Source organism: Xanthomonas hortorum pv. pelargonii, assembly GCF_024499015.1.
Classification (GTDB): Bacteria; Pseudomonadota; Gammaproteobacteria; order Xanthomonadales; family Xanthomonadaceae; genus Xanthomonas; species Xanthomonas hortorum_B.
In genome coordinates, this window is sequence record NZ_CP098604.1 from 2,367,680 (window position 1) to 2,393,818 (window position 26,139).

The following is a 26,139-nucleotide window of genomic DNA, read 5'->3' on the forward strand; positions in this document are numbered from 1 at the left end:
CGTCTGCTGCGGTACAGGCGTCATGCGACAATACTGCACGCGCCGGTTCGGTTATGTTCAGCCGTGTGACGGTTACTCTATCGCGTTGGAATTCTGTTAAAGGCTTCGATGACGGCGTTCGCATCTCCTGTCGTGCAGTTGTCCGGTGTCCGCATCGATCGCGGCGGTCGCACGATCCTGCGCGACGTCTCGCTCGACGTGCCACGCGGCAGCATCACTGCCGTGCTTGGTCCCTCCGGTAGCGGCAAGTCCACCTTGCTGGCCGCGCTGACCGGCGAGCTGCGTCCGGTCGCCGGCACTGTCACCCTGTTTGGTGAAGAGATCCCGCGCGGCAACCGTGCGCTGCTGGAGATGCGCCGCAATGTCGGCGTGCTGCTGCAGGGCAATGGCTTGCTGACCGACCTGAGCGTGGCCGACAACGTCGCGCTGCCGCTGCGCACGCATACCCGCCTGCCGGCACCGGTGCTGCAACGCCTGGTGCAGATGAAGCTGCATGCAGTGGGCCTGCTCGCCGCTGCCGATGCCTGGCCGCGCGAGTTGTCCGGCGGCATGGCGCGGCGGGTGGCGCTGGCGCGCGCGCTGGCACTGGATCCGCCGCTGATGATCTACGACGAGCCGCTGACCGGGCTGGACCCGATCGCCTCGGGCGTGATCATGAGCCTGATCCAGCGCCTCAACGACAGCCTTGGCCTGACCAGCATCATCGTCAGCCACCACGTGCACGAAACCCTGCCGATCAGCGATCAGGCCGTGGTCATCGCCAATGGCGGCATCGTGTTCGCCGGCACGCCGGAACAATTGCAGGACAGCACCGATCCGCTGGTTCAGCAGTTCCTGCATGGCCAGCCGGACGGCCCGATCGCCTTCGATGCGGCGCCGCGGCGCGACCGGAGTGCTGCCTGATGGCCATGGTCGAATCGATCCGCGCCTTCGGTCGCGCCGGGCTGTTCTCGCTGACCGTGCTGCGCGGCTCGGTGCCTACGCGCGACTTCATCGCCGAGTTGGTGCGCGAGATCTACAAGGTCGGCGCGCGCTCGCTGCCGATCATCGCCGTCGGCGGCGCCTTCGTCGGCCTGGTGCTGACCCTGCAGGGCTACCGCACGCTGACCACCTATGGTGCGTCGGATGCGCTGTCGACCTTACTGGGGCTGTCGCTGTACCGCGAGCTGGCACCGGTGCTGACCGCGCTGCTGTTCATTGGCCGCGCCGGCAGTTCGATCGCCGCCGAGCTCGGCCTGATGCGCGCCACCGACCAGATCAAGGCGCTGGAGCTGATGGCCATCGACCCGATTGCCAAGGCCGTGGCGCCGCGCTTCTGGGCGGCGGTGCTGACGGTGCCGTTGCTGACCGGCGTGTTCTGCTCGCTGGCGATCACCGGCGGCTACTTCGAAGCCGTCCACGTGTTGGGCATCGACAACGGCACATTCTGGTCGGGGTTGAGTAACAGCGTGGATTTCTGGGACGACTTTGGCGTGGCGATGCTCAAGTCGGCGATCTTCGGCGGCACTGCCGCACTGGTCGCCGCCTACGTGGGCTTCCACGCCGAGCCGACCATCGAAGGCACCTCGATCGCCACCACCCGCGCGGTGGTGAACGCCTCGCTGCTGGTGCTGATGTTCAACTTCGTCCTTTCTGCAATGTTGTTTAGGTGAGTGGAATAACTATGGCCATGCGTGGACCACGACTCGAATTCGCCGTCGGCGCCTTTTTGCTGCTGACCCTGGCCTCGCTGCTGGTGCTGGCGGTGGCCTCGACCAACCAGCGCTGGGGCTTCGGCTCCAGCCAGTACACGCTGACCGCGCGCTTCAGCCAGATTGGCCAGCTGCGTGCGCAGGCGCCGGTGAAGATCGGTGGCGTGACCATCGGCAAGGTCTCCGACATCAGCCTGGATCCGACCAAGTTCGATTCGGTGGTGACCTTGTCGCTGGACAACAAATACAAGGATCTGCCCGCCGACACCTCGGCCGGCATTTTCACCAGCGGCCTGCTGGGCGAGAGCTACATCGGGCTGCAGCCGGGCGGCGACCCGGAAACGCTCAAGCCGGGCGAAGAAATCGGCTTCACCCAGCCGGCGGTGGATCTGCTGCAGCTGGTCGGCAAGTACATGTTCAGTGGTGGCGGTAGTGGTGGCAGCAATGCCCCGGCCGCCACCGATGGCCAGGCCCCGCCGCCTGCCCCGCCCGCTTCTCCCTCTACGGAACCTCACCACCAATGAAAACCACCCTGCTCTCCGCCATCCTGGCCTCGACCCTGCTGGTGTGCGCACCGGCCACCGTGCTGGCCCAGCCAGCCGCCGCCAGTGCGCCTGCACAGGGCGCGGCCACCAAGACCGTCATCGACAGCAGCACGCGCATCCTGAGCACGCTGGACCAGCGCCGCGCCGAGTTCCGCGGCAACCCGGCCGCGCTGCGTCAGTACATCGATGGCGAATTGAACAAGGCCTTCGACCGCGACTACTCGGCACGTCTGGTGCTTGGCGTGAACGGCCGTGGCGCCTCCGATGCGGACGTCAAGCTGTTTGCCGATGCGCTGGCCGATAACCTGATGCAGCGTTACGGCACCGCGTTGCTGAACTTCGAAGGCAAGCCGACCTTCCGCGCCAAGTCCGAGAGCGCGCTGCCGGGCAACCGCGGCGTCAAGGTCTCCACCGACCTGCTGCGCGCCGGCAACGACCCGACCCCGGTCGATTACATGATGCGTAACGTCGGCGGCCAGTGGAAAATCTTCGACGTGATGATCGAAGGCATCTCCTATGTGCAGACCTTCAAGACCCAGTTCGACGGCCCGTTGCGCGAGAAGGGCATCGCCAAGGTCGCTGCAGAGTTGCGCAGCGGCAATCTGCAGGTCGGTGCGGCACCGGCCAATGGCAAGTAACAGCTCCGTGCAACGCAACGGCGACACGCTGGCACTCACCGGCGTGCTCGACCGGGCGGCGGTCACTGCGGCCTGGCCGCAGGCGGTCGCGCAGCTGGACGGCATTCGCACGCTCGACCTGTCCGGTGTACAACGCCTGGACAGTGCCGGCGTGGCGATGCTGGCCGAACTGGCTGCACGCGTGCGCAGCACTGGTACCGTTACGGTGGTGGGTGAGGCGTCCGGTCTGGACGAATTGCGCGCCGCTTATCGCTTGTCCCCTACTTTCGATTTTCAGGCGTGAGCGCCACCCCATGACCCAGTTACGCCCCCTCTCTTTGTTGGCCGCCTGCCTGCTGCTTGGTGCATGCGCCAGCCAGACGCCGAAGTCCGCCCCGCCCGCAACTGCGACCAGCATCGCGCCAGGCGCTGAAACACCGGTCCGCGACGATGCCGGAGTGACCGCGCAGCCGGCCGCTGCCGGAATCGCTGCACCGGACGCGTTGCCGGCCACTGCCGTCACTGCCGCTGCGCCTAGCGACCAGGCCAGCGCCGATGCCAGCAGCGGCAGCTCAGCGGCGCCGACCGCCGCTGAAGACGACTTCGACGCGCTGTATGGCCCCACCACGCCGCAAGCCGGCGGCAACGATGCCCCGGCACAGCCTGGCGCGCCGGCCTACGACCCGTGGGAGCGCTACAACCGCGGCATGCACCGCTTCAACATGGCGGTGGACCGCGGTGTGGCGCGTCCGCTGGCGACCGCCTACACCAAGGTGGTGCCGAGTCCGGCGCGCCTGGGCGTGACCAACTTCTTCGACAACCTCGGCACGCCGCTGACCATGGTCAACCAGCTGCTGCAGGGCCACCCGGTGTATGCGGTGCAGTCGCTGGGCCGCTTCGTGATGAACTCCACGTTGGGCGTGGCCGGTCTGTTCGACCCGGCCTCCGCAGCCGGCATTCCGCGCCGCAGCGAAGACTTCGGTCAGACCCTGGGTGCCTGGGGCTGGCGTAACTCGCGTTACTTCGAGCTGCCGCTGTTCGGCCCACGCACCGTGCGCGACACCGTTGGCCTGGGTGGCGATATTCCACTGTCGTGGGTGCGCCAGGTCGACGATGGCGGTGCGCGCTTTGCCCTGCAGGGCTTGCAGCTGGTGGATACGCGTTCGCAGCTGATGTCGCTGGATTCGCTGCGCGACCAGGCACCGGACGAGTACGCCCTGACCCGCGATGCCTGGATGCAACGCCGCAACTACCAGATCGTGCGCGATCTGCGCAGCCATCGCGAAAAGAACACCGAGCTGCCCGACTATCTGCGCGAAGACAAGGACAGCACGGTGCCGGTGGATGCGATGCCGATTCCGCAATGGATTCGTTGATCGGTTGAGTCTGCGGTTTGAAGTAACTACGAAAGCCCGGGAGCGATCCCGGGCTTTTTTGTTTTTGGAGCGGCTCTGAGTGCGACAGCTCTGGCGAAACTACCGAGCATTTCAAAAGCGCCCTCTACCCCATTCAATACCGACCCCAACCTGGGCCATTACCAGGGCCGTAGCACGCAGTCGGTAATTGATCGGGAAACAGCGTAGGGTGACGCGGCTTGAGCGCAGGAACCTTGTGGCCTCGCCTGGTCGGCTCACCTCCGGTATCTCGGCATGTCGAGGCCGTCACCGAGATACGTCTTCATGGCCGTCACCGCTTTGGACCAACAACTCATCCGATTCGAACCGAGTGCCGATGCGCGAGCGGCCTGGTCCGAGGTCATGCTTGAGCGGCATGGTTTGTATTGTGCGTTCGACGCATCGAAGTCGCTACATTCCACGGCGCAACACTGGAATCTTGGGAATGTGGTGTTGACCCTGGCAGACCTGAGCGCCATGGCCCTGGCACCGGCTGGCGAAAAGCAGGCCTCGTGGCAGGGGGAATGGCTGTATCTGAAACTCATGACCGGCGGTGAAGTCGATATTGAAATGGCCGGCATGCAGCAGCGCTTTGCGGCCGGCAGCATGTTCATGCTCGATCCGAGTGGTGCGTTCAGCGAGTCCTTTGCCTTACGCAGCCAAATGACGGTGTTGCGGATTCCAAAGTCGGGTTTACGCGATCGTGGCCTGCGCCACGCGTTGAACGGTTTGCTGGTGCCGGATATGGAGTCGGCGGACATGCGTGCCACGCGTGATCTGATTCATTGCATCGCCGCGCAGCACGTTTCGCCAAGCACGCACATGCGGTATCTGATGGAGCAGCAGTTGCTCAATCTGGTGGACGCGATACTTGCCACCCCCACCGAGACGGTGAAGCAGCGCAGTAGCGCGGCGGTGGTGTTTCGTGCAAAACGCTACATCCATCAGCATCTGGGCGATCAGCAGCTCGATAGCGCCGCAGTTGCCGCAGCGGCGCACGTGTCGGTCAAACATTTGCAGCGCCTGTTCCGGGCCGAAGACAGCGGTGTGATGCGGTATGTCTGGCAGGTGCGCCTGCAGCACGGCCACCGCCTGTTGAGCGAGAGTAATGGGCAGGCCGCAAGCGTCCAGGAAATCGCCTGGCGTTGCGGGTTTGCCACTGCCGCACATTTCAGCCGTGCGTTTCGGGCCTGCTATGCCATGTCTCCTTCGAATGCGCAGGTACAGCGCCTACGTTGAGCAGGCATGCTTTAAACAGACGCGTTTGCTCGTTTCAAAACGCGCCTTGCGGACATGTACCACGCGCCTTGCAGATAAAAGAATCCGACGGTACGCGGCATAGAATCGATCCGTTGTTGAACAACTGACTCATGCCCGGAGCGCGCAATCGGAGTGCGCCCATTCCTTCTCTTTTCATCGCCGACTTATCGGCAAGTATCGTCGCGCCTGGGGCTTGGCGATGCTGCCCGCACACGTTTTTAGGATTTCTGCATGCAAGCGCACCGCACTGAACTTTATACCGCCGAGTTTGCTCGGCGGGTCGACGATAATCAACGTCACCTAAGAAACAATCTGGCCGCCGAGTACGATTACATTATCTGTGGCTCGGGCACGTCGGGCTCGGTTGTCGCACGCCGCCTGGCGCAAAACCCTGACATCACCGTATTGCTGCTGGAGGCGGGCGGCAGCGACGATGTGGCCAGCGTCAGCGACGCTTCGGTCTGGTTTACCAATTTGGGTAGCGAGCGTGACTGGCAATTTCAGGCGCAACCCAATCCGCATTTGAATGACCGTGCGATCCCGCTCTCCATGGGCAAGGTGCTTGGCGGCGGTTCGTCGATCAACGTCATGGTCTGGGCACGCGGGCACCGCAGTGATTGGGACTACTTTGCCAGCGAGTCGGGTGATGCGGCCTGGAATTATGAGGCGACGCTGGCGACCTACCGGCGTATCGAAGACTGGCGCGGCGAGCCGGATGCCGAGCGCCGGGGTACCGGCGGCCTGGTGCTGGTGCAACCGGCGCCCGACCCGAATCCGGTGGCGCCCGCCATGTTGTCTGCCGCAGCGCACTTGGGGATACCGACATTCGACGACCAGAACGGTGCCTTGATGGAAGCCGGCAGCGGTGCCGCCATCGCCAATCTTTGCATCGAAAACGGGCATCGCCGCTCGATCTTCAGACGCTACGTCTATCCACTCATGGCACAGCCGAACTTGACGGTGCTGACCCATGCCCATGTCTTGCGTGTGGCGCTGGAAGGCAAGCGTACCGTCGGTGTTGAAGTGCTTCATGCAGGAAAGGTTGGTCGCATCAAAGCCAGGCAGGAAGTCGTGCTTTCGGCTGGTGCGCTCCACACCCCGAAGATCCTGATGCATTCGGGTATTGGCGAGGCCGGTCATTTGCTCGAACACGGGATCGAGGTGGTGCAGGACCTGCCGGGCGTCGGCCAGAATTATCAGGACCACATGATGGTGTCGGGGTGCATCTGGGAATATGAGCAAGCGTATGCGCCGCGCAACAATGCCGGCGAATCGACCTTTTTCTGCAAGAGTCATCCAGACATGGACACGCCGGATCTGCAGACATTCCTTGCGGAAATCCCGATCGCCAGTGCCGAGGCGCAGGCGATGTTCAACCCGCCTGCTGCTGCATGGTCGTTGCTGCCTGGGCTGGTGCGGCCCAAGAGCAGTGGATCGATCACCTTGAGCGGATCCGACCCGATGGACCCGTTGAAGATCGATACCGGCGCATTGTCGGCACCGGAAGACGTGCAGGCGCTGGTTCGCGGTGTGGAGATCTGTCGCGAAATCGGCAACAGCGCATCCATGCGTCCCTTCGTGAAGCGTGAGGTCATGCCGGGTGCCTTGCACGGGAAGGCGCTCGAAGGCTTCGTACGCAATACCGCCTCCACCGTGTGGCATCAGTCGTGCACGGCGAAGATGGGCCGCGATGCGATGTCGGTGGTGGACGCGCAGCTGCGGGTCTATGGCATCGACGGGTTGCGAATCGCAGATGCCTCCATCATGCCGCGAGTGACGACCGGCAATACCATGGCGCCGTGCGTGATCATCGGCGAACGCCTGGGCAACCTGTTGACCTGTTGACCTGTTGACCTGTTGATCGACGCATCGCGCCGTGTGCGCAACGCTTCGATCACTTGAGCAAGAACGGCGATTTGTTAGGTCGCCGTTCTTTTGAGCGTGCAGCTGCGTGACCAGTCGATCAGCGTGGCAGATGCGCCATCGCGTAGCTGCAATGTCATTTGCCAGAACGCAACGCAGGTTCGGGCCTGATCGACGGCGTGCGATCGACATAGGTGAGATAGTGTTTCCATAGATCATGCGACCGCTGATCGTTGAGGTCGACGATGCAGCTTGCGGCCTTTGCCGGCCCAACCGTCGCATTGCCCCACTGCTTGCGTACGTTGCCGCATTGAAGATCTTTGTACTTTGTCCAAGCCGCTTGTGCGTTGTCGAACGCGTCGGCTGGAACATTCAAGACAGTCATCGCCCTTTCGCGGGCGGCGCCCAGATAATCAGTCAGACGATCTTGCGATAGGCCGACTTCGTCATTCCAGCATGCATTGCTTTCCGCTGTTGTGGCTGGGTTGAAGCATCGGGGTGCTGCCTGCAATGCCGGGCAGCCGAGGAGCGTCAGGATGACAAGGATGTAACGCATCGACATAGGCCACTGGAGTCTGTTCTAGCGCGATGATTGGGCTTGCTTGCTGCATCCGTGTTCCGTCCGCCGTACCCTCACCCCAACCCCTCTCCCGGGGGGAGAGGGGCTCAAGCAGTCGCTAATGCTGCATCGACTGCCTGCCGCAGGCGTGCGTCGTCGGCCGGGACGTCGGGGGCGAAGCGGGCGATGACCTGGCCATCGCGGGCGATCAGGAATTTTTCGAAGTTCCACAGCACGCCGGGGGCCGGGTTGGGTTCGATGCCGTAGCCGGCCAGTTTTTCGCGCATCGGGCCGTCGCCGGTGGCCTGCGGGTGTGCGCTGGTCAACTGCCGATAGAGCGGATGGGTGTCCGTGCCGGTGACCGCGATCTTGGAGAACATCGGGAAGGTCACGTCGTAGGTGAGCTGGCAGAACTGGGCGATCTCCGCCTCGCTGCCGGGCTCCTGGCCCTTGAAGTCGTTGGCTGGGAAACCGAGCACTTCCAGACCCGCCGCCTGCTTGTCGCGATACAGCGCTTCCAGGCCTTCGTACTGCGGGGTCAGGCCGCACTTGGAGGCGACGTTGACCACCAGCAACACCTTGCCGCGATAGTCGGCCAGCGTGGCGGGCTCACCGTCGATACGGGCCACGGGAATGTCGTAAAGCGTCTGGCTCATCGGTACGTCCTGGGCAGGTAGAGCCGAGAGCATAAACCGCTGAAGCCGAGCGAGCGATGCGGGTGTCTGACGGTGCTTGCGGTTGGCTGTTGCTTACAACTTTCTGTTGCTGCAGTTGGCTTTGCTGCGGCCGGCTATTGCGACAGCTGGCGACCACTGCGTGCACTGGCGGATCAGCTGATCCGCCAGTGCCAACGCTTAAGCACATGCAATGCCATCAATCGATGCACAGCGCGGCCTGGCCCATGCCGCCGACCACTTCCTGGCGGCAACCGAAGCGGTCGCTGTCGCGCTGGCAGGTACCCGAAGTGGCGGTGCCGGCGGGCACGATGCTGGTGGCCAGGCAATCGCCACTGCAATCGGAGTTGTCAGTGCAGGTCTTGCCGGCATCGGCGTACGGCACCACGCAGCGCACCGTCTGCATGCGACCGACCGGGCGTAGTTGCCCACCTTTTGCGGTGCATTCGGCAGCATCAGCAGAGACTGCGCGCGGTGGTGGTTGGGCGCTCGCTGCAGCGCCCGGCTTGGCAGCCGGAGTATTGCTGCATGCGGTCAGCAGCAGGGCGCAGACCACTGCATAGATCCATCGACGCGACATGGCACTCTCTTCTTGAACAAGGTGCGTGCAAGCATCGCGGTGGCGATGTCTGCGTGGTGTGCTTGGCGTCGGGCGCAGGAATGACACGTTGCACGCCTGCCGTTGTAGGAGCGGCCCTGGCCGCGATGAGGCGTTATCGGTAACGCCTTGTCGCGCCCGGGTGCGCTCCTACGTTGTCCCCGCTCTTGCGGTGCCGTTGGCAGGTTGGGAGTGGCAGTGCCGTATTGCGGTGCGCAGCCGGATTACTCCTGCTCGTCGTTGTTGTCGTCTTCGCTGCTGCTTCCGGCGTCGTCGCTACCGGCGTCGTCCAGCAGCGCTTGCGAGTGTTCGTTGGACAGCGTTTCCACACCGCGCAGGCGCCGTTCGATGGTGCGGGTCTTGCGGCCGGCATCGCCCAGGGTCTTGCCGACGGTGTTGATCTGGCGTTCGGCCTTTTCCAGGATGCCGGCGAACTTGCCGAACTCGCTCTTGACCGCGCCGAGCAGCCCCCACACTTCGCTGGAGCGCTTTTCGATGGCGAGGGTGCGAAAGCCCATCTGCAAGCTGTTGAGCAGCGCGGTAAACGTGGTGGGGCCGGCGATCACTACGCGGTGCTCGCGCTGCAGCACATCGACCAGGCCGGGGCGGCGGATGGTTTCGGCGTACAGGCCTTCGGTGGGGAGGAACATCACGGCGAAATCGGTGGTGTGCGGCGGGCAGATGTATTTGTCGCTGATCGATTTGGCCTGGATGCGGATCGCGCGTTCCAGCTGATTGCCGAGCAGGCGGATCTGCTCGATGTCGCCGGCTTCCTGCGCATCGAGCAACCGCTCGTAATCTTCGCGCGGGAATTTGGAATCGATCGGCAGCCACACCGGGGTGTCTTCGTGCCCACGACCGGGCAGGCGCACGGCGAAATCCACTGCTTCGCTGGTGTCCGGGCGCACGCGCACGCTGCGCGAATACTGCTCGGCGGTAAGCGTCTGTTCGAGGATGTTCTCCAGCTGTACTTCGCCCCAGCCGCCGCGGTTCTTGACGTTGGTGAGCACGCGTTTGAGATCGCCCACCCCGGTGGCCAGCTGCTGCATTTCGCCCAGGCCGCGCTGCACTTGTTCCAGCCGTTCGGAGACGATCTTGAAGGAGGCATCCAGGCGCGTGTTGAGCGTGGTCTGCAGCTTTTCGTCGACGGTGGCGCGCATCTGTTCGAGCTTGCTGGCGTTGTCGTTCTGCAGATTGGCCAGCTGCTGTTCCAGCGTGGCGCGCATCTCGCCGATGCGCAGCTCGTTGCGTTGGGTGAGCTCGTTCAAGCGCTGGCTCAAGGCCTCGGTGAAGCGCTGCTGCGACTCGCCGGCTTCTTGCCTGCCCTTGCGGGCGTCTTCGGCCAGTGCCTCGCGCAAGGTGGCCATGTGCGTGTCGGTGCGTGCGATCAATTCGGTGAGTTGCTGGCCGAACACCTGGATGCGGGTTTCCTGCTGCTGGCCGAAGCCTTCGAGCTGGGTGCGCAATTCGGTCAGCCGCAAGGTGAGCAGTTCGCCGGTGCGTTGCTGCGCAAGGCCGCTTTCTTCGCGCGCCTTGCGTGCGTCTTCGCCGAGTGCGTCGCGCAGCAGGTCCAGGCGCTGGTCGGTGCGCGTGGAGAGCTCGGTGAGATTACGCGCGAAGGTTTCCAGGCGGCCGTCCTGCTGCCTTGCCAGGCCTTCGAGCTGCTCGCGCAACTCGCCGCGCCCGTCGCGTTGCTCGGCGCGCAGCGCCAGCTCCAGGCCGCTGGTAGAGGGACGCCGCAGCAGCGCGAGCAGCTGCAACACGAGGACTACGACGAGCAGTCCGAGAAGGATCAGGGATTCGGATGACATGTGCGCAGTGTAACGGGCACCGTCGCAAGGGCTGCGTCGGGAGTGGACGCAGTGCACAGGATGACGGGCGTGTCGGGTTGCGCCGTGGCGCAGTTCTCATCTTGATTCACTGCCTGTGTTGCTTGGCATGCCAGCGCAGAGTGCGTTGAAGCGCCTATCACCGACGTGGTTCCAACCTGCATGCAGGGCACCACGTAGCTCCCTGTAAAGGCAACGCTACGGCAGGGGCGACCACTCGGGCGTGGTGGCATGTACGTTGGCAGGCATGGATGCAGAATTGCAGCGTCTGCTTCCACACTGTGCGCGCATTGCCCGCCGTCATCGCCCTATGTCGCCATTGGTTATTGAGGATCACATGCTCGAACTCTACGGAAAGCCGACCTCCATCAATGTGCGCAAGGTGCTGTGGCTGTGCGAGGAGTTGGCGCTGGACTACACGCTGCACGCATATGGCAGCGGGTTTGCCTCGGTGGACACGCCGGCGTTTCGCGCGCTCAACCCCAATGCGCTGGTGCCGGTGATGCGCGATGGCACGGTGGTGCTGTGGGAGTCGAACACCATCTGCCGGTATCTGGCCGCGCGCAGCCACCGCGACGATCTGCTGCCGAGTGCGCCCGCTGCACGTGCACTGGTCGAGCAATGGATGGATTGGCAGGCCACCGAGCTCAACAACGCCTGGCGTTACGCGTTCATGGCGACGGTGCGTGGCAGTGCGGCGCATACCGATGTGCAGGCGATTGCAGCCAGCGTGCGCGAGTGGAATCGGCACATGGCCATCCTCGACGCACAGCTGCAGCGCGGCGGTCCGTTTGTGCTTGGCGCAGACTTCACCGTGGCCGATATTGTGTTGGGCTTATCGACGCAGCGCTGGTTTGCCAGCCCGATCGATCGGCCGGTGCTGCCTGCGGTGGCCGCGTATTACGCGCAGCTCGGGATGCGCGCCGGGTTTCAGCTGCATGGGTGTAATGGGGTGGCTTAGGGGTGCTGGACCTGGCCGGATCGCATCATGTTGTGGGTGGGGAATACGCATCGATCAGGCAGCGATCGAGCTGATGCTGCGTCGCCTGTCCGTACCCTCATCCGGCGCTGCGCACCACCTTCTCCCGATGGGAGAAGGAATCAAAAGCCCCTCTTCCATCGGGAGAGGGGTTGGGGTGAGGGTACGGCTTCACGGAATCCTTTCAGAGGCCGTCAAACCCCGTCCATAAAAGTAGCAACCGCTCCGCGCCACTCCAAACAACATCACCACCGATAGCATTGCTGCAGCGCGTTGGGCGACACTCGCGCATTCTTTTGGTTCCTTCGAGGTCCGCATGTCGTCTTGGCTCAGGCGCAAATCCATCGATCAGGTCACCGTGCACGAGGCTGGCCGTCAGCTGGTCCGCAGCCTGAGTTGGCCGCATCTGATCGCACTCGGCATCGGCGCGATCGTGGGCACCGGCATCTATACGCTGATCGGCGTGGGTGCGGACAAGGCCGGCCCGGCGGTGCTGTTGTCGTTCGTGGCCGCCGGCATCGTGTGCGCCTGCGCGGCGCTGGCGTATGCGGAAATGGCCACGATGATGCCGGCCGCCGGCAGCGCCTACACCTACAGCTACACCGCGCTCGGCGAGAGCATCGCCTGGGTGGTGGGCTGGAGTCTGGTGCTGGAATACTCGCTGGTGGTGAGCACGGTGGCGGTAGGCTGGTCCGGCTATTTCGTCGGCTTCCTGCAATGGCTGGGGGTGGAGCTGCCGCACGCGTTGGTGGCCGGGCCGCACGCCGGCGGCATCGTCAACCTGCCGGCGGTGGTGATCACCTTCCTGGTGGCCGGCATGCTGATGGCCGGCACCAAGGAAAGCGCCACGCTCAACGCAGTGCTGGTGGTGTTGAAGATCATCGCGCTGGGCGTGTTCGTGGCGATCGCGCTGCCGGCCTTCAATAGCGCCAACCTGCAGCCGTTCATGCCCTACGGCTTCTCCAAGGCGATGGGGCCCGATGGCGTGGAGCGCGGGGTGATGGCGGCGGCGGCGATCATCTTCTTTGCGTTCTACGGGTTCGATGCGATCTCCACTGCGGCCGAAGAGACCAAGAACCCGGGCCGCGATCTGTCGATCGGCATCGTCGGTTCGATGATCGGTTGCACGCTGATCTACGTGCTGGTGGCGTTGTCTGCTGTGGGTGCGATGAGCTTCACCGTGTTCGGCAAGAGCCCGGAGCCGTTGGCGCTGATCCTGCGCGAGCTCGGCCATGGCAAGGCGGCGTTGGTGATCGGTGCGGTGGCGATCATCGCGCTGCCGACAGTGCTGCTGGCGTTTTTGTACGGGCAGAGCCGCATCTTCTTTGTGATGTCGCGCGATGGTTTGCTGCCGCGTGGCTTGTCCAAGGTCAGCGCGCGCACCGGTACGCCGGTGGCGACGACGTTGTTCACCGCGGTGCTGGTGGCGGCGTTGGCGGGCGTAGCGCGGCTGGATGAGATTGCGGCATTGGCCAATGCCGGCACGTTGGCGGCGTTTACGGCGGTGGCGGCGTGTCTGCTGGTGCTGCGTGTGCGTGAGCCGACCCGCGCGCGCGCGTTCCGTACGCCGCTGGCGTGGGTGGTGGGGCCGGTGGCGATCCTGGGCTGTCTGTATCTGTTCTGGAGTTTGCCGAGTACGACGCAGCTGTGGTTCCTGGTCTGGAACGTACTGGGTGTGGTGGTGTATGTGGCGTATGGGCGGCGGAATAGTCGCTTGGGGAAGGCGGGTTAGTCCCTTCTCCCACCGGGAGAAGGTGCCCGTAGGGCGGATGAGGGGCGCCTCATACATCTTTCAATTGCCAACCATGACAAACGCGTCGCCACGGGCCTTCAAGAGTGAATCATCGATGGGAAGGTCTTGGCGCTAGCAGTGCTGTGCTGCGCGGCTGCTATGAGTACTCAGCCGCCAAATGCAGGTGAGCTGTGCCCTTCTCCCGCCGGGAGAAGGTGCCCGTAGGGCGGATGAGGGTCCGGGTGAAGCCTCATGTCATTCAATTTGGTAAGTGGCTTTGCCCCGTACCCTCACCCCAACCCCTCTCCCGCAGGGAGAGGGGCTTTCATCCGTCGGCCTGATGCTTGCGGTTACTGCGCGGCTGCAGGCGTGGCACAGAACGAGATTGGTAATGCATCCGCTTGCGTGCCCCAGCCTTGGGTCGGCGCCTGCTTGGTGAGCGCGAACGACAGCGTGCCGCCCTGCTGCAGTTGGGCCCAGTCCAGGAACACCTGGCGCTGCGGTGTGCCGTTGAAACGCACGCCCTCCACATATTGCAGCGCGCGGCCATCCGCGCCGGGGGCGTCGATGCGCAGGCGCTTGCCGTTGCCCAGGTCCAGCGTCGCGCGCTTGAAGCGCGGGGCGTGCAGCAGGAACTCGCCGCTGCCCGGCACCGCCGGATACAGGCCCAGGGCGCTGAACAGATACCAGGCCGACATCGTGCCCAGATCGTCGTTGCCGGTGACGCCGTTGGGGGCGTTGGTGAACAACTGCTGCGCGGTGCGCACCACGGTGGCGGTCTTCCACGGCTGGCCGATCAGCGTGTACATCCACGGGGCGTGCAGGTCGGGTTCGTTGTTGGGGTTGTAGCGGTACTGGTTGTAGTAGCTGTAGGGGCCGACTACCCAGTGCGTACGCGCAGCAGTGAGCGGGTCTTTGAGCAAGTCGTCGTAGGCGAAGAAGGCGTCCAGGCGTTTGCCGGCCTGTTCGCTGCCATGCATGGCCTGCAGCATGCCGGGGATGTCCTGCTGCAGCAGCCACTGATATTGCCAGGCGGTGCCTTCGTGGAAGCCGTGCTGCGAGCGCGGGCTGTAGTGATCGTCCGAGGGCGCGTACCAGCTGCCGTCTTCCAGGCGGGGACGTGGAAACCCGCTGAAGCCGGTGTCGGCATCGCGCACGCTGGCGTCCCACACGCGGTGCCAGTTGCCGCCGCGTTGGCGCAGTTGCGCGCTGTCGTCGGGGTGGCCGAGCGCTTGCGCCATCTGCGCCAGCGCGCAGTCGGCCAGTGCGTATTCCAGCGTGGCCGAGCCGCCGTGGTGCGGGTCCACGTCCATGCCCTTGGAGGGGAAGGCGCGGTCGTACTGCACGAAGCCGTTGGCCAGGTAACTGGCATTGCCGGAGCGGCCGGAGTGGCGCGAGTTGGTCGGCGGTTGTTCGAAGGCGTTCTGGCGCAGCGCTGCATACGCCTCGGCCTCGTTGCCCTGCAGCGCGCCGAAGCGCCACAGGTCGACCAGGAACGGGGTGACCGGGTCGCCGGTCATGATGTTGGTGTCGTAATTGGCGTAGCCCCAGCGCGGTAACCAGCCGCCTTGCTGGTGGATGGCCAGCAGCGAGCGGCCGATATCGCGCGCACGCGCCGGTTGCAGCAGGGCCAGCAACTGGTTCTGCGAGCGGTAGGTGTCCCACAGCGAGAAATATTCGTAGTAGGTCCAGCCATCGGCGCGGTGAATGGCATCGTCATAGCCACGATAACGGCCATCGGCGTCGCTGCCGGTCAGCGGCTGCAGCAGGGCGTGATACAGCGCGGTGTAGGCCACGGTGCGGTCGTCGGCGCTGGCGCCGTCCAGCTGCAGGCTGGCCAGTTGCTTGCGCCAGGCCTGTTGCGCGCGTTGGCGCATCTGCTCCAGGCCTAGCAGCTTGCCGCCCTGCCTGCCGTCGGCGCGCAGGTTGTTGCGTGCACCTTCGGCGTCCACGTGCGAGATGGCGCTGACCACGGTCACCGCACGTGCGTCCTTGCCCTTGCCCAGCGGGAAGCTGAGCCAGGCGCCGTTGGGTTTGAGTTCGCCGCCCATGCTGTGGCGCGCATCGGGCACGCCGCCGTCTTCGCCCCAGACCCCGTGGGCGGTGAACGAGCGGTCGAATTCCAGCCGGAACCAGGTGGTGTATTCGTGGCCGCCGCAGAAGCTTTGCGTGGTCAGTTTGCCTTCGACCACGCGGTCGCCGATCACTTGCACCTGGCTGCCGATCACCACATGGCGGTCGTTGGCCTGGCCCAGGTTGACCAGCACATGGCCGGTGTCGGCGCCGGGGGCGAAGGTGTAGCGCTCGGCGGCGGCGCGGGTGAGCGCGGTGGCTTCGGCGTCGATGCCGCCGTAGTCGGTCAGGCGCACCTTGTAGTAGCCGGCCTGGCCGATCTCGCCATCATGCGTGTAGCGGGCGGCGTAGCGCGTCTGGTCGAAGGCCTTGGCATCTTTGGTATCGAAGTCGCCGCCGGGGCCGATGCTACCGGTGACCGGCAACACCGAAACCTGGCCGCCCTGCTCCCAGCAACCGGCCCCGGACAGGAACGAATGGCCGAAGCCGCGGATGCTCGGGTCGTCGTAGCGCCAGCCGGCGTAATGCGCGCCGATCGGGCTGACCTGCACCAGCCCGAACGGGGCCGACGCACCGGGGTAGGTGTTGCCGTCGTCCTTGCTGCCGATGAAGGTATTGACCTGCGCCGGGTCCTGCGCGGCCAGCGGGGCGGACAGCGCCATGCCGAGCAGGCACAGGCCGGCGGCGGCGCGGCGCCAGCGCGGCGTTGCTGGGGAACGCAACAAAGAGCGATACGACGCAACGGCAAAGAGCATGCAGACACCTCGGGGGAGCGCGCGGCCGAGGCCGCAGGTGGGATCGCGCGTACCGGTCGCCGCAAGACGCGGCGATCAGCGCAGTACGAGCGTGCGCGAAGACCGACTCATGCCACAACCCCGGATGGCGTCAGGCGCAGCAATTGCCTTGTCTGGACGCACCGCTCTACGCCGCACTCACTCGGTACAGAACACGCGCCGGGAATGATGATCAGCCCGGTCACGCGCCGATGGCGACGCGGCGGAGGATTGCCACGTCCTAATTGCCCTCGAATTCAGCCAAACAGACGAGGAGTAGCCCAGGCGGCGCGGCGGTATGTCACGAATTGGGCAAGGCATACGATATGACGCCCTGCCCTTCTCTTGGACCGACTTCCACTCCGGCCGACTCCTGGCGGCGCGTCAGTCGCGCGTGGATGCAGGCGTTTGTTGATCCGGCGGTTCGAACAGATTTGCGTAACGCGCATTGAAGCTTTCGCGATCGGTAACGAAGGCTTCCAGGTCTGGCACATTTCCCTGCGCGAATGGGGGCAGTTCGACCCCATGCGCGTTAGCCAAGGCGCGGATGGCCAGTTCGGTCTTTGCGGCGCTTCCTCGCCGGTCAGGCATCGCATGTGCCATCCACCAATGCAGGTTACCGAGCGCCGGCATCAGCTCGGCCGGATCGTGGCGTCGCGCAATCAGCTCGCCGAACAAGTTTTCGACATGATTCATGATCGGCTGCACCAGTTCGAAAGGGGTGTGCTGGATGCAAAACGGAAAAGCGCCGGCTTCAACCGATCCTTGATGTCCTGCCCGCCCCTGTTGGGCGAGCGGATGGAGAAAGTCGTCTGGATTCACTGCCAGCCGTAGCTGGGTGAGCGGAATCTTCTCCCCATTTAATTCGCCCACCATTTCGAAGACGTCATGCGCCATGAACCCGTCGGGCATCGTCTGCCCAGCGTCCGCAGCAAGGCCATTGGCTTGCCGAACCAGCGGAAGCTGGCGCGCTCGTTGTTGCAGATACGCATAGTGCGCTGTGAGGGGTGTGGTGACGTTCGTCTGCCGTGGGTAACCAGCCGCAAATGGCTGAGCATCCCCTTCTTTTGGTTTGCCGGGACCACCTGGCTGCGCTGTTTGCTGGGTGGCCCAGCTATGACGCGCTGCGCCCGAGAAATCCCACAGTTGCCGGAAGGTCTGGATCTGCCCGCTTGCGATGCGTGCGCCGCCTTCCCGGGCCGTGGAACAAAAGCGGCGACCATACTGTTGATTTCCTGGTGTCGACTCTTGGTTGACGCGTGGGTCTGGCCACCGTGCCACGCCGGTCAACGCGATCTGTGTAGGCGAAAGTTTGCTCTCCGCGACAGGTCCTGGCAGTGCATTGCGGATTGGTGGCGATACGCAAGTGAACATGTGGTCCAGGCCCTGCGTACTCGGCGCCAGCGCCGCCGATGCCGCCGCCTTTAGCAACGGTTTGGAGCCGTGCGTGGTGACGGATTGAGTTCCCGGCTCATGGAAGAGACTGCTCTCGATGTGCAGCCTGCGTGCGCCTTGCTCTTCGGCGTAGAGCAGACGCACCTGTACATCCGAACTGATCCGTTGCTCTGGGGTCAGCGCGTGTGAGGGACGGTGGCGCTGCAGGTCCACGGTCACTGTTTCGCCCGGTCTGGACAGTGCCGTTTCGATACCTGCCAAGGTCGCATTTGCCGGCTGCATTGTCACTGCCTGATGACTCGCAGCTTCGGAACCGTTCGTGGTTTCTTTCGCGCCGGAACAAAGCATGCCGGGAAGCGCCTTTCTCACCTTCCTTTTAGGCCGCTCAGGGGCCGCCGGCGCCGGCGGTCGTCGGCGCCGGCGGCGCATCTCCGCGTGCCGGCGACTGCGGTGTATCGCACGAGGCAATGCCGCTGTGCGATGGCGCTTTGTTGATCTTCATAAGACCCGGTAGTGCAGGACGACGGTAGCTGTCGTTCTGAACATAGCGCACAACCACTGGCATTCAACCGAGGGCTGGGAAAGTGATGCGCATCAAGCGAAGCGTTCCGCGTGTCCTAACCAGAAGTGCAGCCGTTCCGGCGCTGTCCCCCGGACCCGAAGCACGGGGATGCGTTTGCGCGCAACTGCGCTGCTCAAAGCGGAACTGCTCTCGCGGCTGTGACGATGGCGGCCGAAGGTGTCCATTCCGATCCGAGGTTTCGAGCCGCATTCTGACCACATGCGGCGGGTGATGGTCGGCTCAGAAATCGAATACGTACTCTGCCGCGATCTCGCGGCCGACCGGGCTGAACAGGCGGCTGTTGTAGAACTCGTAATCGAGCTTGTAGGGGTCCTTGTGGTTGTAGCCGGTGCTTTTGAAGACGTTGTTGACGTAGAGATTGAGCTTCATCGCCGGGGTGATGCGGTAGCCCAGATTGACGTTCCAGGTGATCGCCGGGCCGATGCGGCCGTAATACTTGCGGGTGCTCTGGCCGAAGGTGGGGGCTGGCGGGATCGGTGTCGGTGCAGCCGGCGCGGTCGTCGGGCACCCCGCCATCGGCGAACGGCACGCAGCCGCCGGGGTTGTCGAGCCGGTCCAGGCCCCAGTGCGAGCGCACGCCGGGCACCGCGCCGACGCGGTCGCCGTAGACGGTGGCATTCCAGTTGCCGGACAGCCAGCTCACGCTGCCGCGCGACTTGCTGCGGATGTCACGGTCGCGGCGCTCCGGGTTGGGGTCGGTGCGGTAGGTTTGCTCGCGCATCGAGCGCAGGTTGGTGTAATCGAGCCCCATCTGGAAATCGCCGATGGCGGTCTTGAGCTGGCAGCGCGCCGACAGGTCCAGCCCGCTGCCATCGCGCTGCACGCGGGCCAGGATCGAGGCGCAGTAATCGGCGCCACCGGGGTTGGACCAGGCCTGGCCGGGGGTGATGGTCAGCCAGGTGCGGCAGCCGGCTTCGTCGCGCAGGATAGTGGTCTCGTCGATATCGCGGATCTCATCTTCCAGATGGATGCGCCAGAAGTCGGCGGTGAACGAGACGTTCTCGAACGCATCCCAGACAAACCCCGCCGTCCACGAATTGCCCAGCTCCGCATCCAGATCCGGGGTGCCTCGGCGGTTGATGGCGAAGGGATAGGTCACCGCGGTGTTGTCGCCGGTGCAGTTGTTGATCTGATAGGCGCCGCTGGCGATGCAGCGGTACTGGTCGAGCGTGCGTACCTGCGCCGAGCTGGGTTGGCCAAGCAGATAATGCATGTCCGGGGCGCGGAGGCTGGTGGCGTAGCTGCCGCGCAGCAGCAGGCTGTCGATCGGCCGCCACTGCAGGCCGGCGCTCCAGGTGGATTCCTTCTGGGTGCCGATGTCGAGCAGGTTGGCGTCGTCGCTATAGGCTTTGTAATTGCCATAACGGTCGTAGCGACCGGCCAGGGTGGCGGTGAGCATGGTGGTCAGCGGCACGCTGAACTCCAGGCCGCCCGAATAGCGGATGCGCTCGCCGCCGCCGCGGTCCACGTTCTGCACTTCGTAATCGACATTGGCGCGCGGGTCGGGGTTGAGCCGGTAGCCCTGCTGCGCGGCTTCGACCACGGCGGCGAATTCGATCGGCCCGGCCCAGCCCTGCGCCAGGGTGCCGCTTAGGCTGAGCGCACCCTGGTTGACCCAGGAGGCGGCGCGGTTGACCGAGTGCGCGCCAATCTGCGCGTACTGCCCCGGCGTCAGCGGAGTCCACCAGCGCGCACGGTCCAGCGCATACGCCGGCAGGCCGTCGACGCTGCCCTGTTGCGGGCCCAGGAAATAGTCGTTGGCGCGCTGCCAGTTCACCGTGGAGATGCGCTCCTGCACCCGGTAATACGAGCGGCCCAGCGAGGCGTCCCAATCGAAACGGCCGTTGGCCAGGGTGCCGCGCAGGCCGGCACTGATGTCCCAGGAGCGCTCGCGGTTGCGGTTGCGCAGCCCGGCCTGGCTGCCGACTTCGGCGGCGGTGAACTGGCGCACGCCGATCAGTTGCTGGTCGCTGGTGACATCGTAGAACGCGGGGAAATCGAGTCCGGCCGGCAGTTGCACCGCGGGCGGCGAGGTGCCCCATTGCGCCTCCGAATCGAACACCGCCAGGTTGGTCCAGGCCTGCACACCGTTGCCGAATTCCCAGGTGCCGTAGAGATACCCGGACGGGTCCTTGCTGCCGCTGCGCAGCAGCCAGTTGCCGTAGTCGGCGGTGAGCCCGCACAGCTGGCCGGTATTGCTGGTCACCCCGGTATTGCGGTTGTAGAGCAGGCGGTCGGCCAGATAGTACTCGCCGCCGAACTACTCGCAGGCGCCGGGCGGCGGGGCCTGGCAGGTGCCGGTGGCGTTGTCGATCAGGGCGATGCCGCTGCTGGGGCGAAAGCCCACCCGGCGCTGCTCGGCGGTCCAGGCGCTGTAGGGCGCATCGCTGGCGTCGTCCATCTGCGGGCGGTCGCGGCCGAACAGCGGGTCGCGGCTGGTGTGCTGCAGCGCGTAGGTCACGCTCCAGTTGGCGCCGGTGCGCCCGCCGGCCCAGGACACATCGGCAGTATCGCGGCCGCCTTCGGTGGCGGTGCCGCCGCGCATGCGGAACTGGTCGCCGCTGTAGTTCTGCTTGAGGATCACGTTGACCACCCCGGCGATCGCGTCCGAGCCGTAGATGGCCGAGGCGCCGCCGGTGAGCACTTCCACCCGGTCCACCGCAGCGGCCGGGATGTTGCTGTAGTTGGAGACGTTGCTCTGGCCGTTGTACGGCAACGGGTAGTCGGCCACGCGGCGGCCGTTGACCAGCAACAGGCTGCGGTTGGGGCCGAGGTTGCGCAGGTTGAGCGGGCTGGCGTTGGGCGTGTGCGAGCCCCTGCTGACGTCGGCCTCCACCATGCCGATGGCCTGGTTGAGGGTGCCGAGCATGTCGTAGACGGTGGTGAAGCCCTGCGCGCGGATCTCCTCTGCGCCGATGGCCTGCACGCGCTTGATGCGCGAGCCGGTGACGGTGACCACATCGAGTTGTTGCGGGGCGCTGGCCTGCTGGGCCAGTGCGGGCGAGGGTGACAGCAATGCGAGCAGCACGGCATGGGCAAGCAGCTGCGGGCGACAACGGCGGTAATCGGTCATTCAAGCGTCTCGTCGAGGGTGGTGGTGCGACGGAAAGACTTCGTCTTTCAAACACTTGCGGGGATTAGCTGGCTTGGATCGACCTAAATCGGCTCCGGGAATATGTGATGCGTTGGCAAAGATTAAGCATTCTGAAATGCCGGCTGCACACTGCGGCGCAGTAAAGCGGGCGGGCTCTAGCGGCTGAAATCTGGATCAATTCGTTGGAGATCAGGCGGTTGGCGCGTTCAGCCGGTGCGGCACTGAACTTGCCAGTTGCGCTAACGGATGAGGTCGTTTCCATGCAGAGCGGCCGGCCTTTCAGTTGCCGGTACTGGTGGAAAGCGCACCGGAAAGGAGCCGGTATCGGTAGGCCGTAGCCTCACCCCAACCCCCGCTCCGCTCCAAGGCACGCGCGCCAATGGCGCGCAAGCAATGCATTATCGCCACGCTGGGAGAGGGCTTCAGTTCGTGTCTGCTCGCCGACGATCGCGCACACAACGCGCATAAAAAAGCCCGGTCAGTGACCGGGCCGGGCGACGCTGGCGTGGCGGCGGGAGGGGCCGACGCGCCGATGACGCAGTTGCTCAGATCCAGCGCATGCCTTCGAACGGGTTCCAGCTGGTGCTGCCCTTGGCCTTGTCCAGGTAATAGGCGTAGTTGGCGATCATGCCGGTCAACAACGACAGCGGCAGCCACAGCACATTCTGAAACGCGGCCGGCAGGAACGAGGCCACGATGCTCAGCACGAGGCTGATGCCGATCAGGCTCAACGCCTTGCGCCACAGGCCGATGATGAAGAAATAGATGACGCCGAAGAAGAAGGCATAGAAGTTCATGCCGACCTTGACCTTTTCGCCAAACGGCAGGGTCTTCAGCGCCTCCTTGTAGGCCGGCTCCTTGGGGCCGCCGTGACGGTCGAAGAAATCGAAACGGAACTGCCACTTGGGACTGAGCTGGGTGCGATCTAAGGTGTCCATTCCAAACCATGTAGTTGAAAACGGTTACATGATAGGCGATCGCGTATTCATCGGCACGCGTTTTGGCGCTGTCTGCCGTGCTCCGCTGGCGGATCAGTCAGCTTGGAGGCACGCGGCCGGGGCGGCGGGTGAGCGGCGCTAGCGCTGGTCGTTCAGACCGCTGCCGCGGCGTGCCCGGCGCAAGCTGTACAGCGAGCGGTCGGCGCGATCGACCACCGCCGCCAGCGCTTCGCCGTCATGCCGCAAGGCGGTGCCCAGGGTGAACTGGATCGGTGCCTCGGCGCTGGCGGCCACATAGTCGCGCGCCAGGGCGTCCAGTTGCGGCTGGGTGGGCTGGTGCAGCAGCACCAGGAATTCATCGCCGCCCAGCCGGACCAGACGGTCCTGGGTGCGCAGCGGCTGATTGAGGAACCACGCCATCTGCACCAGCACCTCGTCGCCGCGCTGGTGGCCGTGGGTGTCGTTGACCAGTTTGAACTTGTCCAGATCCACCACAATGCAGCCCCAGCGCACGCTGGGGTCGCGCTTGTCCAGTTCGTCCAGGAAGCGGCGGTTGTAGCAGTTGGTGAGCGGGTCGGTGAACGACCATTCCAGCAGCTGTTTTTCCTGCTGGTACTGGTTGGTGATGTCCTGGGCATGCGCCAGCACGATGGTGGCCTCGGAGTCGATATCCAGCACGTTGCGGTACTGCCAGTGGCGCAGGCTGCCGTCGCTGGCGACCAGCTCGATCACCCCGGCATCCTGGCCGTCGAGCACCATGCGCGACAGATAGCCCTGCAGGGCGGCATGCCGCTCGGGGCGCACGAACTCCTGCAACGCGCGGCCTTCCATGCCCTCCACCTGGCGGCCGAGCGAGCGCGCCGCGGCCGGGTTGATGCTGATCAGGCGGCCGTCCATGTCGTGGGTGCAGATCAGGCCCAGGCTGTACTGGAACATGTTGCGGAACTTGCGTTCGCTGGCGGCCAGCGCATCCACTGCGCGATGGCGGTCGGTCACGTCCTGCACTGCGCCGATCAGGCGGGTGCGTCCGTCCACATGCTCCACCGAGCCGGTGCTGTGCACCCACAGGCGCCGGCCGGTGGCGCTGATCAGCGGCAGTTCCAGATCCCAGGGCGTGCCGTCGCGCACGCAGGCGTCGACCGCCTCGGTGATCACTGCGCGCGCTTCCAGCGGGTAGAAGCCGATCCCCTCGTTCAAGGTCGGTTTGTAGCCCGGAGGCAGATCGTGCAGGCGGCAGGTCTGATCCGACCAGGTCAAGGTGCCGCTGGCCACATCCACTTCCCAGCCACCCACCCCGGCGACCCGGCCGGTACGTTCCAGAAACGCCTCGCTCTCGCGCACACGCTGTTGCAGTTGTTCGTTGGCGGCCTGGCGTTCCAGCATCACGCGGCGCTGCTCCAGGCCTTCGGCGGCGACCCTGGCCAACTGCTGCAAGGCCTGCAGCTGCGCCGGCTCCAGCGCGCGCGGGCGCTGGTCGATCACGCACACGGTGCCCATGCGCAAGCCGTCGGGCAGCACGATCGGCGCGCCGGCGTAGTATCGGATGCCCGGGGCATCGGTGACCAGGGCGTTGTCGCAGAAGCGCGGGTCGGCCGGCGCATCACGCACTTCCATCACCACATCGCCCTGGATGGTGTAGGCGCAGAACGCCAGTTCGCGTGGGGTTTCAGAGACGCCGGGCAGGCCGATGTTGGCCTTCCACCATTGCCGGCGCTCGTCCACCAGCGACACCAGCGCGATCGGGGTGCCGGCGATCGCCTGCGCGGCGGCGGCCAGCGCATCGAAGAACGGTTCGGCGTCGGTGTCGACCACCTGCAACAACGCCAGACGCGCAAGGCGCTCGGCCTCGCTGGCGGTGGATGACACGGCGGTGTCGCACTGATTCAACGGAAAGCTCGCTCGTGCCCCGGGCAATGCGTTCAGTCTAGCGGAGTGGGCATACCTGGCAGGGACTGGCGATGCGAGGTTCCGTGCGCTATCGCACACAGCTGCGCGTGCGCGCCGACACTGCGGCCATTGCGCCATCTCAGCCGGTGGCACTGGCGTCCGTGTTCGCCTCGGTGGCGGCACTGTCGTCGCGCATCTGCAAGGCCAGATACAGGCGCATGCAATCGTCGGTATTGCTCAGGTCCACCGCGCACAGTTGCTGGATGCGCTGCATGCGGTAATCCAGCGTGTTGCGATGGATGCCCAGCACCTTGGCGGTGGGCGCCATGCGCATGCCGGCGCCGAACCAGACCGACAAGGTCTTCAACAACTGGCTGCGACGTTCCTGTGCCAGCAGGGCCTGCAGCGGCTTGCGCAGTTCATCGGCCTGCCAGGCCTGACGCAGGTCGTCCACCAGCACCGGCAAGCGATAGTCGTCGTAGAAAAACGCATCGGCCTGCGGCGCACGCGCCTTGCCGATACGCATGGTGGTGCGCGCGACCTGGTGCGACAACGCCAGCCCGTTGGGCTGTGGAAAATACTGGCCCAGGGCGAGACGGATCCGCAGCGGGCTGCTGGCGCGCATGCGCTCGAGCAAGGTGTGCGCGCGGCGGCGTTGTTCGCCCACGTCCCAGTGGCCGCGCCGGTCCAGCGCCGGTTTGAGCACCACCAGTTCGTTGAGCGCGGTGGCCGCGATCAGGTTGCCGCGTTCGGGCGTGGAGAGCAGCGTGTGCAGGCGCTGCAGCTCCACCAGCATGGCGTCCAGATCCAGGGTGTCGCTTTCCACTTCGATCACGGCGGCCACGCGCGGCAGGTCGAGCGCGATGCCGAGCCGCTCGGCCCAGCCGGCCAGCGCCGGGGTCGGGCCGTCGGTGCGGATCAGGCCAAGCGTGACTTCTTCGCGCAGGCGCGCATCGCGGGCCAACAGGCGCAGCAGGCCGGCCTGTTCCAGCATGGCTTCGGCGGCCATGCGCACCAGTTCGGCCTGTTGCCCGATCCGCTGCGGGTCGCCGGTGAGCCCGACGCAGCCGACGATGCGGCCATCCACGATCAGCGGCAGATTCACGCCAGGGCGCACTGCATCCAGTTGCTGCGCCAGCGCCGCATCGATCTCCACCCGGCCCTGTCGGGACAGCACCAGCAGCGCGCCCTCGTGCAGCTGGCCCAGACGCGCCGCCTCGCCGCTGGCGATGATGACGCCGGTGTGGTCCATCACGTTGACGTTGCCGTCGATGATGGTCATCGCGCGGTCGACGATGGACTGCGCCAGGGTGCGGTCGAGCGTGAGCATGGGCTGGGGTCTGTTGACGCGGTCGAGGGAGGTCACGGTGGCATGTTCGGTGCGTGCGTGGTCGGCACGTGTGTGACTGTGTGGAGGGTGTGCTGCGGCCTGTGTCCCGGCGCGTGTTCCAACTGTGCTGACAGGATGCGGCCGCTCGCGGTTCGACTGGGTGCGGGTTAGGTGAACGTGCCCTGCGCTGCAGCGCCCGCAGACCGGCGCGCTTGAAGCTGCAGGCAATTCGTACCAACCAGGCCAGCACCACCGACCGATGCGCATCGGTCGCACGCATCAGGCATGCAACCTCACTCTCGTGCCGCGTCGAGATGAGCCGCAT

The 26,139-nt window shown here is 65.1% G+C and carries 19 protein-coding genes and 1 pseudogene; 10 read left to right on the top strand and 10 right to left on the bottom strand.

Translation table 11 applies throughout. The features are described 5' to 3' along the window. Positions 1-108 precede the first annotated feature (108 nt). The 8 genes from NDY25_RS10405 to NDY25_RS10440 all read left to right on the top strand — a co-directional run bounded on the left by NDY25_RS10405 (position 109) and on the right by NDY25_RS10440 (position 7,352). The gene (locus NDY25_RS10405; protein WP_168959032.1) at positions 109-903 is read left to right on the top strand and encodes an ABC transporter ATP-binding protein; all 795 of its coding nucleotides are present in this window, start codon (positions 109-111) and stop codon (positions 901-903) included. Continuing rightward, positions 903-1,652 (top strand): MlaE family lipid ABC transporter permease subunit, encoded by a 750-nt coding sequence (locus tag NDY25_RS10410; RefSeq protein ID WP_006451569.1) that lies wholly within the window; start codon positions 903-905, stop codon positions 1,650-1,652. The genes NDY25_RS10405 and NDY25_RS10410 overlap by 1 nt, the downstream gene beginning before the upstream one ends. 11 nt (positions 1,653-1,663) lie before the next feature. Then, positions 1,664-2,215 carry an outer membrane lipid asymmetry maintenance protein MlaD gene (gene mlaD, locus NDY25_RS10415; protein ID WP_023905821.1) on the top strand — a complete coding sequence of 184 codons (552 nt, stop codon included), beginning with the start codon at positions 1,664-1,666 and terminating at the stop codon, positions 2,213-2,215. Further along, positions 2,212-2,874, top strand: coding sequence for an MlaC/ttg2D family ABC transporter substrate-binding protein (locus NDY25_RS10420; protein ID WP_006451567.1), 663 nt, complete (start codon positions 2,212-2,214; stop codon positions 2,872-2,874). Before mlaD ends, NDY25_RS10420 begins: the two co-directional genes overlap by 4 nt. Further along, positions 2,864-3,157, top strand: coding sequence for an STAS domain-containing protein (locus tag NDY25_RS10425; RefSeq protein ID WP_168959031.1), 294 nt, complete (start codon positions 2,864-2,866; stop codon positions 3,155-3,157). The genes NDY25_RS10420 and NDY25_RS10425 overlap by 11 nt, the downstream gene beginning before the upstream one ends. Positions 3,158-3,167: 10 nt before the next feature. Continuing rightward, positions 3,168-4,229: an MlaA family lipoprotein gene (locus NDY25_RS10430; protein WP_168959030.1), complete on the top strand. Its 1,062-nt coding sequence runs from the start codon at positions 3,168-3,170 to the stop codon at positions 4,227-4,229. A gap of 468 nt (positions 4,230-4,697) precedes the next feature. Then, the gene (locus NDY25_RS10435; RefSeq protein WP_343243428.1) at positions 4,698-5,486 is read left to right on the top strand and encodes an AraC family transcriptional regulator; all 789 of its coding nucleotides are present in this window, start codon (positions 4,698-4,700) and stop codon (positions 5,484-5,486) included. Positions 5,487-5,738: 252 nt separating this feature from the next. Continuing rightward, a complete protein-coding gene (locus NDY25_RS10440; RefSeq protein ID WP_168959028.1) occupies positions 5,739-7,352 on the top strand; it encodes a GMC family oxidoreductase in 1,614 nt (537 codons plus the stop codon). Positions 7,353-7,506: 154 nt separating this feature from the next. Here the strand turns inward: NDY25_RS10440 and NDY25_RS10445 are convergent, their stop codons facing one another. The 4 genes from NDY25_RS10445 to NDY25_RS10460 all read right to left on the bottom strand — a co-directional run bounded on the left by NDY25_RS10445 (position 7,507) and on the right by NDY25_RS10460 (position 11,012). Further along, a complete protein-coding gene (locus tag NDY25_RS10445; protein ID WP_168959027.1) occupies positions 7,507-7,926 on the bottom strand; it encodes a lysozyme inhibitor LprI family protein in 420 nt (139 codons plus the stop codon). A gap of 110 nt (positions 7,927-8,036) precedes the next feature. Beyond that, the gene (locus tag NDY25_RS10450) at positions 8,037-8,585 is read right to left on the bottom strand and encodes a glutathione peroxidase (RefSeq protein WP_168959026.1); all 549 of its coding nucleotides are present in this window, start codon (positions 8,583-8,585) and stop codon (positions 8,037-8,039) included. 217 nt (positions 8,586-8,802) lie between these two features. Next, the gene (locus NDY25_RS10455; protein ID WP_168959025.1) at positions 8,803-9,183 is read right to left on the bottom strand and encodes a hypothetical protein; all 381 of its coding nucleotides are present in this window, start codon (positions 9,181-9,183) and stop codon (positions 8,803-8,805) included. Positions 9,184-9,425: 242 nt separating this feature from the next. Continuing rightward, positions 9,426-11,012, bottom strand: a complete 1,587-nt coding sequence (locus NDY25_RS10460) for a DNA recombination protein RmuC (protein WP_168959024.1) — start codon at positions 11,010-11,012, stop codon at positions 9,426-9,428. 355 nt (positions 11,013-11,367) lie between these two features. Here NDY25_RS10460 and NDY25_RS10465 point away from each other — a divergent pair, with 355 nt between their 5' ends. Further along, complete coding sequence (locus NDY25_RS10465) at positions 11,368-11,991, top strand: glutathione S-transferase family protein (RefSeq protein ID WP_168959023.1); 624 nt, start codon at positions 11,368-11,370, stop codon at positions 11,989-11,991. Between the two features lie 334 nt (positions 11,992-12,325). Continuing rightward, positions 12,326-13,741, top strand: a complete 1,416-nt coding sequence (locus NDY25_RS10470; protein WP_074056183.1) for an amino acid permease — start codon at positions 12,326-12,328, stop codon at positions 13,739-13,741. A gap of 350 nt (positions 13,742-14,091) precedes the next feature. Here NDY25_RS10470 and NDY25_RS10475 read toward each other — a convergent pair whose 3' ends face one another. From NDY25_RS10475 to NDY25_RS10500, 6 genes and pseudogenes are all read right to left on the bottom strand, one after another. After that, positions 14,092-16,569 (bottom strand): GH92 family glycosyl hydrolase, encoded by a 2,478-nt coding sequence (locus tag NDY25_RS10475; protein WP_168959022.1) that lies wholly within the window; start codon positions 16,567-16,569, stop codon positions 14,092-14,094. A 402-nt stretch (positions 16,570-16,971) separates the two neighbouring features. After that, positions 16,972-18,330 (bottom strand): XopAH/AvrB family type III secretion system effector, encoded by a 1,359-nt coding sequence (gene xopAH, locus NDY25_RS10480; protein WP_256627922.1) that lies wholly within the window; start codon positions 18,328-18,330, stop codon positions 16,972-16,974. Between the two features lie 454 nt (positions 18,331-18,784). Then, positions 18,785-21,638 (bottom strand): annotated as a pseudogene (locus NDY25_RS10485) (TonB-dependent receptor plug domain-containing protein). A 566-nt stretch (positions 21,639-22,204) separates the two neighbouring features. Continuing rightward, positions 22,205-22,597: a DUF2628 domain-containing protein gene (locus NDY25_RS10490; protein WP_168959020.1), complete on the bottom strand. Its 393-nt coding sequence runs from the start codon at positions 22,595-22,597 to the stop codon at positions 22,205-22,207. Between the two features lie 138 nt (positions 22,598-22,735). Continuing rightward, the gene (locus NDY25_RS10495; protein WP_168959019.1) at positions 22,736-24,484 is read right to left on the bottom strand and encodes a sensor domain-containing diguanylate cyclase; all 1,749 of its coding nucleotides are present in this window, start codon (positions 24,482-24,484) and stop codon (positions 22,736-22,738) included. A gap of 139 nt (positions 24,485-24,623) precedes the next feature. Then, positions 24,624-25,814, bottom strand: coding sequence for a sugar diacid recognition domain-containing protein (locus tag NDY25_RS10500; RefSeq protein ID WP_168959018.1), 1,191 nt, complete (start codon positions 25,812-25,814; stop codon positions 24,624-24,626). Between the last annotated feature and the right edge of the window lie 325 nt (positions 25,815-26,139).